The organism is Nocardiopsis mangrovi, from assembly GCF_042653925.1.
In the GTDB taxonomy this organism is placed as follows: Bacteria; Actinomycetota; Actinomycetes; order Streptosporangiales; family Streptosporangiaceae; genus Nocardiopsis_B; species Nocardiopsis_B mangrovi.
Genome location: NZ_JBHSFQ010000006.1, coordinates 183,281 through 199,922, shown reverse-complemented (window position 1 = coordinate 199,922; position 16,642 = coordinate 183,281). Strand labels below are relative to the sequence as shown.

Sequence of the window (16,642 nt, the reverse complement as noted above, 5' to 3'; positions counted from 1 at the left end):
TCCCCGGCCGCCCCGCACCCGACGGGCAGGATCGCTCCGGTCCCGGCCGGCGGGGGCGCCGCGGGGCCGCAGGGCGGCCGGTGGCAGGCTGAGCCGTATGGACATCGGCACCGCCCAGGACCTCTGGAAGATCGACTCGGTCTGGCTGAACACCGCCCAGTACGGCATCCCCCCGCGCCCCGCCCACGAGGCGCTGTCCGACGCCGTCGCCACCTGGCGCCACGGCGCCGGCCTGCCCGGTCCCTGGGGCGCGGCCGCCGCATCCGCCCGACGGTCCTTCGCCGCCCTCGTGGGAGCGCCGCCCGAGGACATCGCACAGGGGACGACCACCTCGCAGCTGATGGGCACGCTGGCCGCGTCCGTACCCGACGGCGCACGGGTGCTGGTGCCCGAGGGCGACTTCACCTCGGCGGTCTTCCCCTGGATGGCCCAAGCCGACCGCGGCGTCCGCGTCACGGCCGTGCCGCTCGCCGGACTGGCCGGCGCCATCGACGACGACACCTGGCTGGTCGCGTTCAGCCTCGTGCAGTCGGCCGACGGCACGCTCTCCCCCGCCGGGGACGTGCTGGCCGCCGCCCGCCGCCACGGGGCCCGGGTGGCCGTGGACGCCACCCAGGCGGTCGGCTGGCTGCCCATCGACGCCACCCGCTACGACGCCCTCATCTGCTCCTGCTACAAGTGGCTGATGGCGCCCCGCGGGCTGGCCTACGGCTACCTCGCACCCGGCCTGCGCCCGCTCCTGCGCCCGGGCAGCGCGGGCCCCTCCGCCGCCCACGACCCGCTGGGGGCCTTCTACGCCTCCGAGATGAAGCTCGCCGACGACGCCTCGCGTTTCGACGTCGCGCCCAACTGGTTCGCCGCGGTCGCGGCCGCGCGTTCGATGGACGTGCTGCTGGAGATCGGGGTGCCCCGGATCCACGCGCACAACGTCGCGCTGGCGAACCGGTTCCGGGCCGTGCTCGGCCTGGAACCCGGGGATTCCGCGATCACCTCGGTGCGGGCGCCCGATGCCGGAGAGCGGCTGCGGGCGGCGGGCGTGGTCGCCGCCGAGCGCGCCGGGGGCGCGCGGGTGTCCTTCCACGCCTACTCCACCGAGGAGGACGCCGACCGCGCCGCGGCGGCATTGCTTTGAACCCCTGGTCGGCGTGTCGCGAGCACGATACGGAGCATATGAACTACAGAGAGCGACAATAGCGGGCAGAGTGATTCCGATGAGCGAAGGACAGCGCCCATGGCCGAATCGAGACAGCCCGGCTCCAGCCCCGCTCCGTCCACCGCACCGTCAACGGCCGAGCGCCGTGAACTCTCGCGCCTGGCAACGGCCCTGACCGAGTACGGCGTGTGGACCAGGATCATCGACGACGGTGTCCCGTTCCTGAGGGTCAGCAACCCCGAGTCCGACTATGCGATCGAGGACGTGTCGTGCGAGCGCCGCTCCCACGACCACGCGTTCCTCGCGTCCTTCGGGGTGTACCTGGGCAGCAGCGACAGCATCGCGCTGACCGCCAAGAAGGTCGCCTGGCTGGTCGGCGCGACCGACCGTTGACCGCCGCGCCCCGGCCCGCTCGCCCTACGACGGCGAGGCGGGCCCCGGCGCCGAGCACGGCGTGCGGCCGGGGAGGAAGGCCGCGTACGACGAAGCCGCCGGCGGGTTCACCTGCCGGCGGCGGTCGTATGGGCCGATGAAGGTCTCGGAAGGCCCGGGCGCCCCCGCGAAACGACAAGGCGGCCGCTGCGAGCGAGCTCTGCTCGCTTCGCCGCGGCCGCCTTGGACGAGTGGAGGTGGCGGGAATCGAACCCGCGTCCTTCGGTGCAGCAACAGGGCTTCTCCGGGTGCAGTACGTGCTGCCGTTCTACTCGGCTCCAGCGCTCCCACGAACAGGTCGCTGACAAGCCCAGCCACGAGAATGTCCCGCCAGGCCCCGTGGCCTGATCCCGGCGGTGAGCCTTTTAGTCGATGCCGGACACCGGGTCAAAGGCGAACCCGGGCCGACAGAGTCGCTATCGCTTAGGCAGCGAGAGCGAACTCAGTGCGCTTAGTATTGGCACTTGAATTTAGCGCGAATGCAGGATTAACGAGGTCACATACGCAACCCTCGACCCGCTTCCCCTGAAACAACGACCGAAGTCGAAACCGATCACCCCCTGTGGAATTTTCAACGGGCGGAGCCCGCAAGCCGGATCACCGTGGTGTCCGGTGATCCAACGCTACCTGTAGAACACCCCGGGCGCCAAGCTGATTCCCGGGCGCCGCACTCCGTTACCCCTCCGATACCCGGTCCGGATCCGGGCCCGCCTGCGGCGGGGACCCCTCGCGGGTGCGGACGGGAACCATCGACGCCCCCGCGAGGGCGGCCGGCGGGGTCGAGCCGGCCTCTCACCGGCAGGGCCTCCCCCGAGAAGAGGTCCTGCCCGGCGCACCGGGCCCCTGCGGCACCGCCGCATACCCGGTCACCCTTGAAGACGCGGAACGGGGCCGGGAGGGTTGCCTCCCGGCCCCGGAGTCACTCCGCGGTGCGGCGGCTCAGCGGGGGGTGGTCTCGGCGTCGGGCTCCGCGGCGGGGGCGTCCTCCGCGCCCGCCGCCCCGCTGTCGGCCATGCCCTCGACGTAGTCGGGGGGCAACTGCTGGAGGAACGACGCCATGGCGACCACGGCGTACTGGTCCCACTCCATGGCCGGGTCGACCTCGGCCACCACGGCGAAGGCCAGCGGGCCCTGGTAGCCCACGAACCACTGCACGGCGGTGTCGACCCCGTCGACCTGCTGCGCGGCGCTGGCGGCCTTGCCGTGCACCGGGACGACCCCGATGTTGGCGCCCGGTGTGCCGAGCTCGACGGAGGACCGCATCATGGCGCGCAGCTGCTCGACGACCGCGGGGTCGAGCTCGCGCTCGGTGCCGGGCTCCCCTTGGCGGTCGTCGTCGGCCGCGAGCCGCGGCGGGTGCCAGGAGCCGTCGGCGACCCCGCCCGCCACCAGCGCCATGGACAGCGGGCTGACGGTCACGTGGTCCTGGCCGACCATGGCCGCGGCGGTGTCGCCCGCGGCCCCGGGCGCGGCGAACTCGCCGTTGTAGGTGGGCACCGAGAGGCGCCAGTCGCCGCCGATGCCGAAGTCCGCGGCGGCGGCCCCCAGGCCGTCGGCGCCCACCTGCTCGCCCAGCCCCGCGAAGGCGGTGGTGCAGGTGTGGGTGAAGTCCAGGTTGAGGTCGGGCTGCAACGGCGTGTTGTAGTTCGGGTTGGAGAAGGAGCGGTCGCCGATCTCGACCTGCTGCTCGCAGGGGACGGGGTCGTCGGCCGCGACGCCCGATTGCAGCGCCGCGGCGGCGGAGACGATGGTGAACGCGTCGCCGGGCCGGTACTCGGCGGTGAACGCGCCGTCGTTGTCGGTGGCGTCGGGGGCGCCCGCCGCGGCCAGGATCTCGCCGTTGCGGGAGTCGAGGGCGACGATGTAGCCGTTGCCGGGCAGCACCTCCAGCGATGCCTCGGCGGACTCCTGGACGGTGGTGTCGAGCGTGGTGGTGAGCGACCCGCTCTCGACGCCGGGCCAGCTCTGGAGGACCCCGGTCTGCTCGCCCGCGGAGTCGAGGGTGACGACCTCGGTGGTGGCGGTGCCCGCCAGGCGCTGCTGGAAGACGTTCTGGAGCCCGGTGAGGCCCACGGTGTCGCCGGCCTGGTAGTTCCCGGCGACCCGCGAGGAGACGTTGTGCTCGGCGGTGCCGGCGACCTCGCCGACGACGCCGCGCGCGAAGGTCGGGTTGAGCTGCATGCGCAGCTCGGCGGTGTCGGCGCCGGGGATCCGGCCGGCCTGGCGTACCACGGAGGCGTCGACGTCGCGCGTGCGCAGGAGCACCAGGGGCTGGAACTCCTCGGGCGGCGCCGAGCGCACCCGGTCGATCAGCGGGTCGGGGTCCTCCTCGAGCAGCTCGGCGAGGTCGCCGACGCCCTGTTCCAGGTCCTCCAGCTGGGAGGGGATGACGCCGAACGCGGTGACCTGCGAACTCCCCACGAGGGGTGCGGCGTTGCGGTCGTAGATCTGGCCGCGGTCGGGGACGTCGTAGCTGACGGCGAGCCGCTCGTCCTCGCCGAGCTCGGGGTGGATCACCGACGGCGACCACTTGATCTGCCAGCCGGTGCCCCCGCGCTGGAGGTCGATGGAGCCCGTGTAGTGCCACACGGGGTCGCCGATACCGAGGTCGGCCTGGGCGTCGAACTCCGCCGTCGCGGTTTCGCCGTCGCGCTCGATGGGGCCGAGGGCGAACCTCAGGCCCGCGATGTCGAGCTGGCTGCGGGCCTGTTCGAGCGCCGCCGCCACTTCGTCGGTATCGCCGTCGGTCTGGCGGGCCGCGCCCTCGTAGGCGCCGGCCTGCCAGTCGAGGAGGAAGGTGCGGACGGCGACCTCGGGGCTGGGCTCCGGTGCGCACCCGGCGAGGACGGCGACGGCCGCCAGGCCGGTACCCGCGGCGAGGAATCGGCGGAGGTGACGGGGGGACACCCTGGTGATCCTTTCACAGCGCCTGCGCGCCGCAACGGCTCAGCGGCGACGGCGGAGTTCGCGTTGTATGTCGCGCTGAGCGTCGCGCTCTGCGATGTCGTGGCGCTTGTCGTATTCACGCTTACCGCGCGCGAGGGCGATCTCGACCTTGGCCTTGCCCTCGCTGAAGTACAGCGACAGCGGCACGAGGGTGCGGCCGGCCTCCTGGGTCTTGCCGATCAGCCGGGAGATCTCTTCGCGGTGCAGGAGTAGCTTACGCGGACGCCGCGCCGCGTGGTTGGTCCACGTCCCATGGGCGTACTCCGGGATGTGGACGTTCTCCAGCCACACTTCCCCGTTCCGCACGTGGGCGAACCCGTCCACCAGGGACGCGCGCCCGGCACGCAGCGACTTGACCTCGGTACCGGTGAGCACGATGCCCGCCTCGTAGGTGTCGTCGATGTGGTAGTCGTGCCGGGCGCGCCTGTTCTGCGCGACGAGCTTGCGCCCCTTTTCCCGTGGCACAGGTCTTCCTTTCTCAGCCGCCGCGGCCCCCGCCCGGCGGCGCGCTTCGTCACACCCGCAGGTATCGGCGCAGCGTGAGGAACGACGTGATGGTGCACAGCAGCACGCCGAGGATCAGTGAGACACCGATCACGGACGCGACCGCCCCTGTGGTCAGGGTGACGTCGAACTGGAACCAGGATTGGATCCGGTCGAGCAGGAACACCCGCGCCGCGACGATGAAGCCGGAGGCGATCACACCGCCCAAGAGTCCGGCGACGGCGCCTTCGAGCAGGAACGGCAGCTGGATGTAGAAGTTCGACGCGCCGACGAGCCGCATGATGCCGGTCTCACGGCGCCGGCTGTAGGCCGAGAGCCGGATGGTGTTGCCGATCAGCAGCGCCGCGGCGGCGAGCTGGACGAACGACACCACGAGCGCGGCCCACTTCAGGCCGTCGAGCAGACCGAAGAACTGCTCCAGCACCGCTTGGTCGTTGGACACGGTGTCGACACCCGGGCGGCCCTCGACCGAATCGGTCACGGTCGCGTGCTGCGAGGGGTCGACGAGCTGCACCCGGAAGTTGTCCGGGATGTCGCCCTCCTGGGTGGCCTCGACCAGGGCGGTGTTGTTCGAGAAGCGCTCCTGGAAGTCGGCCCACGCCTCGGCGGCGTTGACGTATTCGACGCCCTGCACCTCGCTCAGCGACTCCAGGTCCGCCTGGATCTGGGCGCGCTCCTCCTCGGTGGAGGCGCCGTTCTCCTGGCAGGTGGCCGACGGAGAGGTCTCGGTGCACATGTAGACGGTCAGCGAGATACGACTGTCCCAGAACTGGCGCATCGTCGAGACCTGCTGGTTGATGAGCAGCCCGCCACCGAACAGCGCGAGCGAGATCGCGACCGTGGTGATCACCGCGATGGTCATCGTCAGGTTACGGCGCAGGCCGATCCAGGTCTCGGAAAGTACGAATTGTGCTCGCATGATGTGTTAAGGGTCCATCCTTTGGGGCTGGCCGCGCCGCACGGAACGCGCAGTCGCGATCGGCAGGCCCGTGCGTCAGTAGGCCTGTCCGTAGACGCCACGCGTCTGGTCGCGCACGACCTCGCCCTGTTCGAGCTCGACGACGCGCTTGCGCATCGAGTCGACGATCGCGGCGTCGTGGGTCGCCATGACCACGGTCGTACCGGTCCGGTTGATTCGGTCGAGCACCTTCATGATGCCGATCGAGGTGGCGGGGTCGATGTTTCCGGTGGGCTCGTCGGCCAGCAGGATCTGCGGCCGGTTCACGAACGCCCGTGCGATCGCCACGCGCTGCTGCTCGCCACCCGACAGTTCGTCGGGCATGCGCTCGGCCTTGCCTTCGAGGCCGACGAGTTCGACGACCTCGGGGACGACCTTGCGGATGAAGCGGCGGGGCTTGCCGATGACCTCCAGCGCGAACGCGACGTTCTCGAAGACGTTCTTGTTCGGCAGCAGGCGGAAGTCCTGGAAAACGCAGCCGATACGGCGCCGCAGGTGCGGCACCTTCCAATTGGAGAGGCGCGCGAGATCCTTGCCGGCGACGTGCACCCGGCCTCGCGTGGGCTTCTCCTCCTTCAGGACGAGCCTGAGGAATGTCGATTTACCCGAGCCGGACGGGCCGACGAGGAAGACGAACTCCCCCTTGTCGACATCGATGGAGACATCCGCCAATGCCGGGCGCTTCTGGGTCGGGTAGACCTTGGTGACGTTATCGAGATGGATCACAGGTGCACCACAAGGCTCTCGGAGTTGGGGCGCCCGAACGGATGTCCGCATCCGCACAGGGCAGTACCGGCCACGGGGCCACACGACAGTGTAGAGGGGATCGCAACCCGGAATGTCCAGATCTCGCCGCAACGAGTGAACCGGCGGTGAGAGAACCGGCGGTGGATGGGCGTTCTCCGACCCCACACGGCGCATCGGCCTCGGTCGTCCACAGGACAACAGAACCGAGCATATCGGAACTGTCAACCGAAGGTAACAGTACCGTATACCCGGCCGTGCCGGTTTTCGCCGCGCTTTACTCCGGACCCTGTTCCTGGCTGCGCATCCAGCGGATCTCGGCGTCGATGAAATCGTCGATGTCGCCGTCGAGGATCCCGCTCGGGTTGCCGCTCTCCAGGCCGGTGCGCACGTCCTTGACGCTCTGGTAGGGCTGGAGCACGTAGTTGCGCATCTGGGTGCCCCAGCTGCTCACGCTGTCGCCGCGCAACTCGTCGAGCTCGGCCTTCTCCTCGCGGCGCTTGCGCTCCAGCAGCTTGGCCTGGAGCATCGACATGGCGGTGGCGCGGTTCTGCAACTGCGACCGCTCGTTCTGGCACGAGGTGACGATCCCGGTGGGCAGGTGGGTGATCCGCACCGCGGAGTCGGTGGTGTTGACCCCCTGGCCGCCCGGGCCGCTGGACCGGTAGACGTCGATGCGGAGGTCGCCCTCGTCGATGTCGATGTGGTCGCTCTTCTCGACCACGGGCACGACGTCGACCCCCGCGAAGGAGGTCTGGCGGCGGTTCTGGTTGTCGAAGGGCGAGATCCGCACCAGGCGGTGGGTGCCGTGCTCGCCGCGCAGCGTGCCGTAGGCGAACGGCGCCTTCACCGCGAAGCTGGTGGACTTGATGCCGGCCTCTTCGGCGTAGGAGGTCTCGTAGATCTCCGTGGGGTAGCCGTGGCGCTCCGCCCAGCGCAGGTACATGCGCTGGAGCATCTGGGCCCAGTCGGCGGCGTCGACCCCGCCCGCCTGGGAGTTGATGCTCACCAGCGCCTCGCGCTCGTCGTAGGGGCCGTTGAGCAGCGTGCGGACCTCCAGCTCGCCGATCTCCTTGCGCAGCGCCGCGAGCTCGCGGTCGGCCTCGGCGCGGGTGTCGGCGTCGTCCTCGGCCTCGGCGAGCTCGTAGAGCACGCCGAGGTCGTCCAGCCGCTGGCGGATGCCGTTGACCTTGGTGACGATCGACTCCAGGTTGGAGAGCCGGCGGGTGACCTTCTGCGCGTTGTCGGGGTCCTCCCACAGCTCAGGGTCGGCAGACTGCTCGCGCAGCTGCTCGATCTCGGTGCGCTTGGCGTCGAGGTCCAAGACGGACTCCACGCTCGCCAGCGTCGACGAGAGTTCCTTGATCTTCTCTGCGGGGTCTAGGTCTGCCACCCCACAAGTCTAGGGCGTGGCGGCGAGCCGCCTCACACCCCGCCGCATAGGGCGGGGCCACGCCCGGGTATCCGGGCGCGGCCCTGTTTCCCGCTCGGCCTCCGGGGACAGTGCAAACCCCCCGGAGGCCGGCTCGGCGATAAGCGGGGATCAGCCCCCCGCGGCCACCAGGGAGCGGATCGAGCGCAGCGCCACCGACAGCGTGGCGAGGTCGAACCGCTCGGTCTCCCAGATCTCCGACATGGTCTGGCTCGACCGCTCCACGGCGACCTTGTTCTGCTCCACCCAGTGGGTGCGCAGGTCGTCGGGCGACTCGCCGGAGTCGCCCGACACCAGCACATTGGCCGTGAGGTCGGCGTGGGCCTCGTAGAGGTCGTCGCGGATCGCCGAGCGCGCCATGGTCTCCCAGCGGTCGGCGCGCGGCAGCGCGATGATGCGCTCCCGCAGCCGGCTGATCTGCAACTGGTCGGCCAGGTCGAAGTAGACCTCGGCGACCTCGCGCAGCGGGCGGTCGGTGCGGTGGGCGACCTCGACCAGGTCGAAGGTGGTGTAGGCGGGGACCATCCCGGCCACGCGCTCGGCCAGCTCGTCGGGGACCCCGCTGCCGACGAACCGGTGGCGGCGGTCGCCGAAGGCCGACAGGTCGCGCCCCTGGAGCAGGTCGGGCAGCTGCGGCACGATCCCGGCGACCCCGTCGGCGAAGAACGCGATCTCATCGCTCAGCGAGAACGGCGACCGCCGGCTGCGCAGCAGCCAGCGCGCGCCCCGCTCGGTGAGCTTGCGGGCCTCCAAGAGCATCGACAGCTGCGTGTCGACCTCGATCCGGTAGTCGAGGTCCTCGACCGCGTTCCAGAACTCGCGCAGGCCGAACACCTCCTGCACCACCAGGTAGGCGCGCGCGATGTCGGCGGGGGACGCGCCCAGCTCCTCGTTCATCCGGAACACGAACGTCGAGCCCGACCGGTTGACCATGTCGTTCACCACCTGGTTGGTGATGATCTCGCGGGCCAGCGGGTGCGAGGGCATGACGTCGGCGAACCGCTCGCGCAGGGCCGTGGGGAAGTACTCGGTCAGGGTGTCGCGCAGGTACGGGTCGGACGGCAGGTCGGACTCCGCGATCGCGTCCTTGAGGCTGATCTTGGTGTAGGCGATCAGGGTCCCGAACTCCGGGCCGGTGAGCCCCTGGCCGGCCGCGCGCCGCGTGGCGATGGCCTTGTCGTCGGGCAGGAACTCCAGCTTGCGCTTGAGCCGGCCCGTGCGCTCCAGGCGCCGCAGGTAGCGGGCGTGGACGTGCAGCATGGACTCGGCCTGCTTGCGCGCCGCAGCCAGCACGACGTTCTGGGCGTAGTTGTCGTCGAGCACGAGCTCGCCGACCTCGTCGGTCATGCCCATGAACAGCTCGTCGCGCTCGGTCTTGCTGAGCTTGCCCTCGCGGACCTCGCGGTCGAGCATGATCTTGATGTTGACCTCGTGGTCGGAGGTGTCGACGCCGGCGGAGTTGTCGATGAAGTCGGAGTTGACCCGCCCTCCGGCGAGGGAGTACTCGATGCGCGCCGCCTGGGTCAGCCCCAGGTTGCCGCCTTCGCCGACCACCTTGCAGCGCAGTTCCGTGGCGTCGATGCGCACCGGGTCGTTGGCCTTGTCGCCGGCGTCGGACTGGGACTCCGTGGACGCCTTGACGTAGGTGCCGATGCCGCCGTTCCACAGCAGGTCCACCGGGGCCTTGAGGATGCACTGGATCAGCTCGAACGGGGTCAGCGCCGGGATGCCCTCGGCGATGCCCAGGGCCGCGCGGACCTGCGGCGTGACGGGGATCGACTTCGCGGTGCGCGGGTGCACCCCGCCGCCCGCCGACAGCTGCGAGGTGTCGTAGTCGGCCCACGTGCTCCGGGGCAGCGCGAACATCCGCTCGCGCTCGGCGAAGCTCCGCTCGGGGTCGGGGTCGGGGTCGAGGAACACGTGGCGGTGGTCGAACGCCGCCACGAGCTTGATGTGCCGCGACAGCAGCATGCCGTTGCCGAACACGTCGCCCGACATGTCGCCGACGCCGACGACGGTGAAGTCGTCGTTCTGCACGTCCACGCCCATCTCGCGGAAGTGGTAGCGCACGGACTCCCACGCGCCGCGGGCCGTGATGCCCATGGCCTTGTGGTCGTAGCCCACCGAGCCGCCGGAGGCGAAGGCGTCGCCCAGCCAGAATCCGCGTTCGAGGGAGATGTCGTTGGCGATGTCGGAGAAGGTCGCGGTCCCCTTGTCGGCCGCCACCACCAGGTAGGAGTCGTCGGCGTCGTAGCGCACGACGTTCTCGGGGTAGTCGACCTGGCCGCCGACGAGGTTGTCGGTGACGTCGAGCAGCCCGCTGATGAAGTGCTTGTAGCAGGCGACGACCTCGGCCATGACGGCGTCGCGGTCGCCCCCGGCGGGCAGCCGCTTGCACACGAACCCGCCCTTGGCGCCGCTGGGGACGATGACGGAGTTCTTCACCATCTGCGCCTTGACCAGGCCCAGGATCTCGGTGCGGAAGTCCTCGAAGCGGTCGGACCAGCGCAGGCCGCCGCGCGCCACGGAGCCGAAGCGCAGGTGCACGCCCTCCAGTCGCGGGGAGTACACGAAGATCTCGAACCGGGGCCGCGGCGCGGGCAGGTCGGGGATGGCCTGCGGGTCGAGCTTGTAGACCAGGTAGGGCTTCTGGTCGCCGTCGGGCCCGCTCTGGAAGTGGTTGGTGCGCAGCGTGGCCTGGATCATCGCGAGGAACGCGCGCAGGATGCGGTCGTGGTCGAGGCTGGCCACGGAGTCGAGCTCGCCGCGGACCTCCTCGGAGATGGCCTCCGTGCGCTCCTCGCGCCCGGCGGAGTGGCGGGGGTCGAACCGCGACTCGAACAGCCGCACCAGCAGGTTGGCGATGTGCACGTTGCCGACCAGCACATCGGCGATGTAGGCGGGGCTGAAGGTGCTGCCGGTCTGGCGCAGGTACTTGGCGTAGGCGCGCAGGATGGTGAGCTGGCGCCAGTCGAGCCCGGCGCGCACGACCAGCGCGTTGAAGTCGTCGGACTCGCCCCGGCCCTGCCACAGGGCGGTGAAGGTGTCCTCGAACAGGTACTTGAGCCGGTTGGGCGCCAGTTCCACGCCGCCCTGGACCGGTGCCAGGCCGAAGTCGTAGATCCAGGCGCGGTCGGTGGCGGTGCGCTTGCCGGTGCCGGGCGCGGTGATGCCGTAGGGGCGTTCGTCGACGACCTCGACGCCCATGTGCTCCAGCAGCGGCAGCACGCGCGACAGCGAGACGGGGTCGCCGGAGCGGTAGACCTTGAAGCGCCACAACGAGGGGTCGTCTGTTTCGGGGCGGTAGAGGTTGACGGTCAGTTCGTCGTCGCCGAGCGCGTCGAGCCGGGAGATGTCGTCGACGGCGGTGGCGGCGTCGGTGTCGACCTTGTAGCCCTCGGGGAGCGCGCTGCCGTAGGAGTTCAGCAGCTCGGTGGCGCGGTCGGCGCCGAAGCGGGAGGACAGCTCGGCGCTGAGGTCGTCGTCCCAGGACCGGGTCGCCTCGACGACCTGGGCTTCGAGGTCGTCGTGGTCGAACTCGGCCAGCGCGCGTCCGCGCCCGGCGCGCACGACCAGGTAGAGCCGCGCGAACGGGGCGGAGCCGATCATGACGCTGTGGTCCATGGTCGCGCCGTGGAACGCCTCGGCCAGCACCTGCTGGATGTCCAGGCGCACCTGCGTGGTGTAGCGGTCGCGCGGCATGTAGACGAGGCAGGACATGTAGCGGCCGTAGGGGTCGCGGCGCACGAACAGCTTGGTGCCGCGGCGCTCGCGCAGCCGCAGCACGCCCAGGACGATGTCGTAGAGCTCGCCGACGGGGGTCTGGAGGAGTTCCTCGCGCGGGAAGCCCTCCAGGATCTCCACGAGGTCCCTGCCGTCGTAGCTGTCGGCGTCGAACCCGGCCAGCCGCAGCACCTCGGCCTGCTTGCGCTGGAGGATCGGGATCTGGGCGATGCTGGTGGTGACGGCCTCGTGGGTGTAGAGCCCGAGGAACCGGTACTCGCCGACGATCGCACCGTTGTCGTCGAACTTCTTGACGCCGATGTAGTCGAGGTAGCGGTCCTTGTGCACGGTGGCGCGGGAGTTGGCCTTGGTGAGCACCAGGACGTGCGGCTCCCGGGCCTTCTCCTTGGCCTCGGCGGGCAGGGCGAAGCCCTCGATGGAGGAGGAGTCGGGCCGCAGCAGGCCGAGTCCGGTGCCGACCCGGGCACCCAGCGACAGCCGCTCGGCGCCGTGTTCGTCCTTCCCGCTGACCAGCGCGTATTCACGGAAACCGAGGAAGGTGAAGTGGCGGTCGGCGGCCCAGCGCAGGAACTCGACGCTCTCGGCGATCTCCTGGGGGTCGACGCCGCCGCCGGCCAGCGAATCGGTGGCGGCGGTGATGCTCTCGGCGAGCACGAGCGCCTCGTGGCGCATCTTCGCGGAGTCCTCGTCGACGGACCGGACGTCGGAGAGCACCCGGTCGAGGTCGGCTTCGAGCTGCTTGAGGAGGGTGGGGTCGGTCTGCCGGTCGATCTCGATGTGCATCCACGACTCCTCCAGGGGCAGCAGGCCCTGGTCGGCGGGGTCGTCGGGGACGTCGGGCTCGATCGCCCGGAGGTTGCCGGTGAGGTCGCGCGTGACCCGGAGCTGGGGGTGGATGACCAGGTGGACCCCGATGTCGCGCCGGGCGAGTTCCATGGTGACGGAGGTGACCAGGAACGGGGCGTCGTCGGTGACGATCTCGATGACCGAGTGCGTGGCGTCCCAGTCGGAGTCGTCCTCGGAGGGGGTGGTCGCGCGCACGCACGCGCGTCCCTGCGGGCGGTTGAGTCCCAGCTCCAGGTGGGAGAGCGCGGGGCCGCAGATCTGGGCGGGGGTCCGCTCCTTCAGCTCTTCGGGGGCGACGTGCCGGTAGTAGAGCCGCAGGAACCTGCCGATCTCATCGATGTCATCACGGCCCGCGGCCTCGGGTTCGGCGGACCATTGCGCGAACGCGTCGCGCAGCAATTGATCGTGAACGGCGTCAGACTGCCCGGACATGATCGATCTCACTCCCTTGTGAGTCGCCGTGGCCGACCGGCCCAACTGGGGAGCGCGGCCGGAGACGTCGAGTGGTGTGACGTGTGATGTGTGAAGTTTTGTGACCACCCACGGGCCGGATCCGCACGGTCAAGGCGCACGAAACCTCCCTGACCGGCGGTGAAACCTGTGCGCACAGGTCATGGCTCGGTAGGCCGAACGTCTTTGTCCGACCCTCGCCTGTGACAAGGCTACTGCTTGTCCCACGGGACCACTGCGATCAACACCGTTAACAGTACGTTTCAACTGTTAGGGACCCATTGCGGGACGCGTCACGCCGGTGGCACCTGCACGCTACGCCGGACCGTCCGGCGGCGGCAATGTGTCCTATGGCCTACCCCGGACGGGCCGTCCCGGTCCGCCCGCGGGTCGCCGGCGGCGGGTTCAGCCCGCGCTGGGGGCGCCGGTGCCGGTGGCGTGGCGGACCGCGGAGAGCAGCCGCTGCGGATCGGTGAGGTCGGTCAGCACGTAGCGGGCGCCCGCGGCGCGCAGCTGCGACTCCGTCGCCGCGCCGCTCAGCAGGGCGATGGGGGTGGCGTGCCCGATGATGGCGGCTTCGACGTCGCTGACGGAATCGGTGATGTAGACGGTCGCGGACTCCGTGAACGTCGCCTTGTGGGCCTCGGCCGCCCGCATGCGGGTGAACTGGAGCAGGCTGGCCTTGGGGTAGTGCTCGGAGCCGAACCCGCCGATGCTGAGGTCGAGGTAGCCGTCGAGGCCGAAAGCGGCCAGCTTGGCGAGGGCGTTGGGCATGATCGTCCCGGTGACCACCGTCTGCACGGTGTCCTCCAGGCCCGCGACGGCGGCCAGCGCCTCGGGGGCGCCGGGCATGACCCGGCCGCGCGCGACGAGCTGGTCGCGGCGCCGGGCGAACGCCTCGCCCAGGGCTTCGAGGAAGGCGGGCAGCGGCTCCTCCCCGGCCCCCAGGCGCACGTCGTTGCGCGCCAGGAACTCGAAGAAGACCTCGGAATCGGTGCGCCCGCCGGTGGACGCGAGATAGACCAGCGGCTCACCCGTGACCCGCTCGAACGCCTCGGCATAGGCCGCGCGCGTCACCTGGGCGACGTCGACGAGGGTGAGGTCGATATTCCACAACACCAGCCGGCTGATGGGAGGCTCCTTGAGGGGAGGGATGCGCGGTCTTCGCCCCTATATCTTGCCCCACCCCCGGCGGCCCCCGGCCCAGGGGCGCCGAGGGCCGCGGAACGGCCGGACCGCCGGCGCGGCACCGCCATCGCCTCCCGCGCCCCGCCTGCACCGGGGCGCACCGGTCCGGCCGCTCACCCCATGTAGGGGTAGCGGTGGTCGGTGGGCGGGACGAAGTTCTCCTTGACGATGCGCGGGCTGGCCCAGCGCATCAGGTTGAAGACCGACCCCGCCTTGTCGTTGGTGCCGCTGGCGCGGGCGCCGCCGAACGGCTGCTGGCCCACGACCGACCCGGTGGGCTTGTCGTTGACGTAGAAGTTCCCGGCCGAGAACCGCAGGGCGGCGTCGGCCCGCGCGATCGCGTCGCGGTCGCGGGCGATGACCGCCCCGGTCAGGGCGTAGGGCGCGACATCGGCCATCTGGGCCAGCACCCGGTCGTAGTCGGCGTCGTCGTAGACGTGGACGGGCAGGATGGGGCCGAAGTACTCGGTCCGGAACACGTCGTCCCCGGGATCGGTGCACTCCAGCACTGTGGGCCGGACGAAGTAGCCGACCTCGTCGTCGGCGGTGCCGCCCGCCAGGACCGTGATGGAGTCCGTGGCCGCGGCCCGGTCGAGCGCGGCGGTGTTCTTCGCGAACGCCCGCTCGTCGATGAGGGCGCCCATGAACGTCGAAAGGTCGCCGGTGACGTCGCCCATGGTCAGCGACTCCACTTCCGCGACCAGGCCGTCGCGCACCGCCGACCAGACGCTGCGCGGGATGTAGGCGCGCGACACCGCCGAGCACTTCTGCCCCTGGTACTCGAAGGCGCCCCGGATCAGCGCGGTGCGCAGCACGTCGGGGTCGGCCGAGGCGTGGGCGACGATGAAGTCCTTGCCGCCGGTCTCCCCCACCACGCGCGGGTAGGAGCGGTAGCCCCCGATGTTCGCGCCCACCGTCCGCCACAGCGCCTGGAAGGTGCCGACGGACCCGGTGAAGTGGAGGCCGGCCAGGTCGGGCTGCGCGAGGGCGACCTCCGACACCGCCGCGCCGTTGCCGGTGACCATGTTGACGACCCCCGGCGGCAGCCCCGCCTCCTCCAGCACGCGCATGAGGTGCCAGGCGGCGTAGGTCTGGGTGGGCGAGGGCTTCCAGACCACGACGTTGCCCATCAGCGCGGGCGCCGTCGGCAGGTTCCCGGCGATGGCCGTGAAGTTGAACGGGGTGATGGCCAGGACGAACCCTTCGAGCGGGCGCAGGTCCTGCCGGTTCCACACGCCCCGGGGGGACCGGGGCTGCTCCTCCAGGAGGCGGCGGGCGAAGGCGACGTTGAACCGCCAGAAGTCGATCAGCTCGCAGGCGGCGTCGATCTCGGCCTGGTGCACGGACTTGGACTGGCCGAGCATGGTGGCCGCGTTCACGCGCGCCCGCCACGGGCCGGCGAGCAGATCGGCCGCGCGCAGCAGGACGGCGGCGCGCTCGTCGAAGGACATCGCGCGCCAGGCGGGGGCCGCGGCGCGGGCGGCGGCGACCGCGTCGTCGACGTCGCGGGGGGTGGCGTCGGCCATGTGGCCGAGCGCCCGATGGCGGTCGTGCGGGCGCACCGCGGCGATGGGCTCGCCCGTGCCGGTCCGCTGCTCGCCGCCGATGGTCTGGGTGATCTCCAGCTCGCGGCCGCCCTGCCGGGCGATCTCGGCCTCGATCTCCGCCCGCTCAGGGCTGCCCGGGGCGTAGGAGAACTGCGGCTCGTTGACGGGGTGGGGCACCTGGGTCACGGCGTCCATCGCTGCGCCTCCCGGCTCGGTGGCGGTGGTGGCGTCCGCGGCGCTCCCGGCGTGCCCGGAGACCGTGCGGCGCACCTCCCGCCCGCGGACGACGGCACGGAGCCGGAGGGCCCCGAGACGGCGGGGGCCTTCCTGCCGCCCCCACACGACCGGCATCCCCCGAGGAAGCGCCCGGTAACCGCGCGCACCCCATCTGAACTGCACCGACACCGATCGTTCCCAGCCGGCCGCCGAGGTGTCCCGGTGCCGGACGGCACGGATGCCTCCGAGCGGATGGCGTCGGTGCGGGCGTGAATCCGGTGCTCCCGCGTCCGGCGCACCGGACGCCGCGGGGCCACCGGGGGGCCGGATCACACCTGCGGACGGCCGTTTCGGCGCGACCGGGGCCCGCCCGGCGTCCACCGGGTGCCGGGTGGGCGGCCGGGGAGAGTCGCCGCCTGGGGCGGATACCGGCGGCCGCGGCCCGAGACGGCCCGTGGACCCGGTCCCCGCCGCCGCTCCGG

10 protein-coding genes and 1 other RNA gene are annotated in these 16,642 nt (G+C 71.1%); 2 read left to right on the top strand and 9 right to left on the bottom strand.

From position 1 onward, the window contains the following. Positions 1-97: 97 nt before the first annotated feature. Together ACFO4E_RS09480 and ACFO4E_RS09475 are read left to right on the top strand one after the other, a co-directional pair. Positions 98-1,132 (top strand): aminotransferase class V-fold PLP-dependent enzyme, encoded by a 1,035-nt coding sequence (locus ACFO4E_RS09480; RefSeq protein WP_378572958.1) that lies wholly within the window; start codon positions 98-100, stop codon positions 1,130-1,132. A 99-nt stretch (positions 1,133-1,231) separates the two neighbouring features. Next, positions 1,232-1,546 carry a hypothetical protein gene (locus tag ACFO4E_RS09475; RefSeq protein WP_378572956.1) on the top strand — a complete coding sequence of 105 codons (315 nt, stop codon included), beginning with the start codon at positions 1,232-1,234 and terminating at the stop codon, positions 1,544-1,546. 228 nt (positions 1,547-1,774) lie between these two features. Here the strand turns inward: ACFO4E_RS09475 and ssrA are convergent. From ssrA to pruA, 9 genes are all read right to left on the bottom strand, one after another. Continuing rightward, positions 1,775-2,146: a transfer-messenger RNA gene (ssrA, locus tag ACFO4E_RS09470) on the bottom strand. 378 nt (positions 2,147-2,524) lie between these two features. Further along, positions 2,525-4,492: a penicillin-binding transpeptidase domain-containing protein gene (locus ACFO4E_RS09465; protein ID WP_378572954.1), complete on the bottom strand. Its 1,968-nt coding sequence runs from the start codon at positions 4,490-4,492 to the stop codon at positions 2,525-2,527. Between the two features lie 39 nt (positions 4,493-4,531). Further along, positions 4,532-4,996: an SsrA-binding protein SmpB gene (gene smpB, locus ACFO4E_RS09460; RefSeq protein WP_378572952.1), complete on the bottom strand. Its 465-nt coding sequence runs from the start codon at positions 4,994-4,996 to the stop codon at positions 4,532-4,534. Positions 4,997-5,045: 49 nt separating this feature from the next. Further along, positions 5,046-5,954 (bottom strand): permease-like cell division protein FtsX, encoded by a 909-nt coding sequence (ftsX, locus tag ACFO4E_RS09455; RefSeq protein WP_378572950.1) that lies wholly within the window; start codon positions 5,952-5,954, stop codon positions 5,046-5,048. Between the two features lie 75 nt (positions 5,955-6,029). Beyond that, positions 6,030-6,719: a cell division ATP-binding protein FtsE gene (ftsE, locus tag ACFO4E_RS09450; RefSeq protein WP_378529785.1), complete on the bottom strand. Its 690-nt coding sequence runs from the start codon at positions 6,717-6,719 to the stop codon at positions 6,030-6,032. Positions 6,720-7,014: 295 nt separating this feature from the next. After that, a complete protein-coding gene (gene prfB, locus ACFO4E_RS09445) occupies positions 7,015-8,130 on the bottom strand; it encodes a peptide chain release factor 2 (protein WP_378572948.1) in 1,116 nt (371 codons plus the stop codon). Between the two features lie 150 nt (positions 8,131-8,280). Continuing rightward, positions 8,281-13,191, bottom strand: a complete 4,911-nt coding sequence (locus ACFO4E_RS09440) for an NAD-glutamate dehydrogenase (RefSeq protein WP_378572946.1) — start codon at positions 13,189-13,191, stop codon at positions 8,281-8,283. Positions 13,192-13,614: 423 nt separating this feature from the next. Next, entirely contained in the window at positions 13,615-14,325 is a 711-nt protein-coding gene (locus ACFO4E_RS09435) for an HAD family hydrolase (RefSeq protein ID WP_378573082.1), read from the bottom strand. Between the two features lie 185 nt (positions 14,326-14,510). Next, positions 14,511-16,139 carry an L-glutamate gamma-semialdehyde dehydrogenase gene (pruA, locus tag ACFO4E_RS09430; protein WP_378572944.1) on the bottom strand — a complete coding sequence of 543 codons (1,629 nt, stop codon included), beginning with the start codon at positions 16,137-16,139 and terminating at the stop codon, positions 14,511-14,513. Between the last annotated feature and the right edge of the window lie 503 nt (positions 16,140-16,642).

Coding starts and splice junctions, on each gene's coding strand:
- ACFO4E_RS09475 (WP_378572956.1), top strand. CDS start 1,232: ATGGCCGAATCGAGACAGCCCGGCTCCAGCCCCGCTCCGTCCACCGCA.
- pruA (WP_378572944.1), bottom strand. CDS start 16,139: ATGGACGCCGTGACCCAGGTGCCCCACCCCGTCAACGAGCCGCAGTTC.
- ftsX (WP_378572950.1), bottom strand. CDS start 5,954: ATGCGAGCACAATTCGTACTTTCCGAGACCTGGATCGGCCTGCGCCGT.
- ACFO4E_RS09480 (WP_378572958.1), top strand. CDS start 98: ATGGACATCGGCACCGCCCAGGACCTCTGGAAGATCGACTCGGTCTGG.
- ACFO4E_RS09440 (WP_378572946.1), bottom strand. CDS start 13,191: ATGTCCGGGCAGTCTGACGCCGTTCACGATCAATTGCTGCGCGACGCG.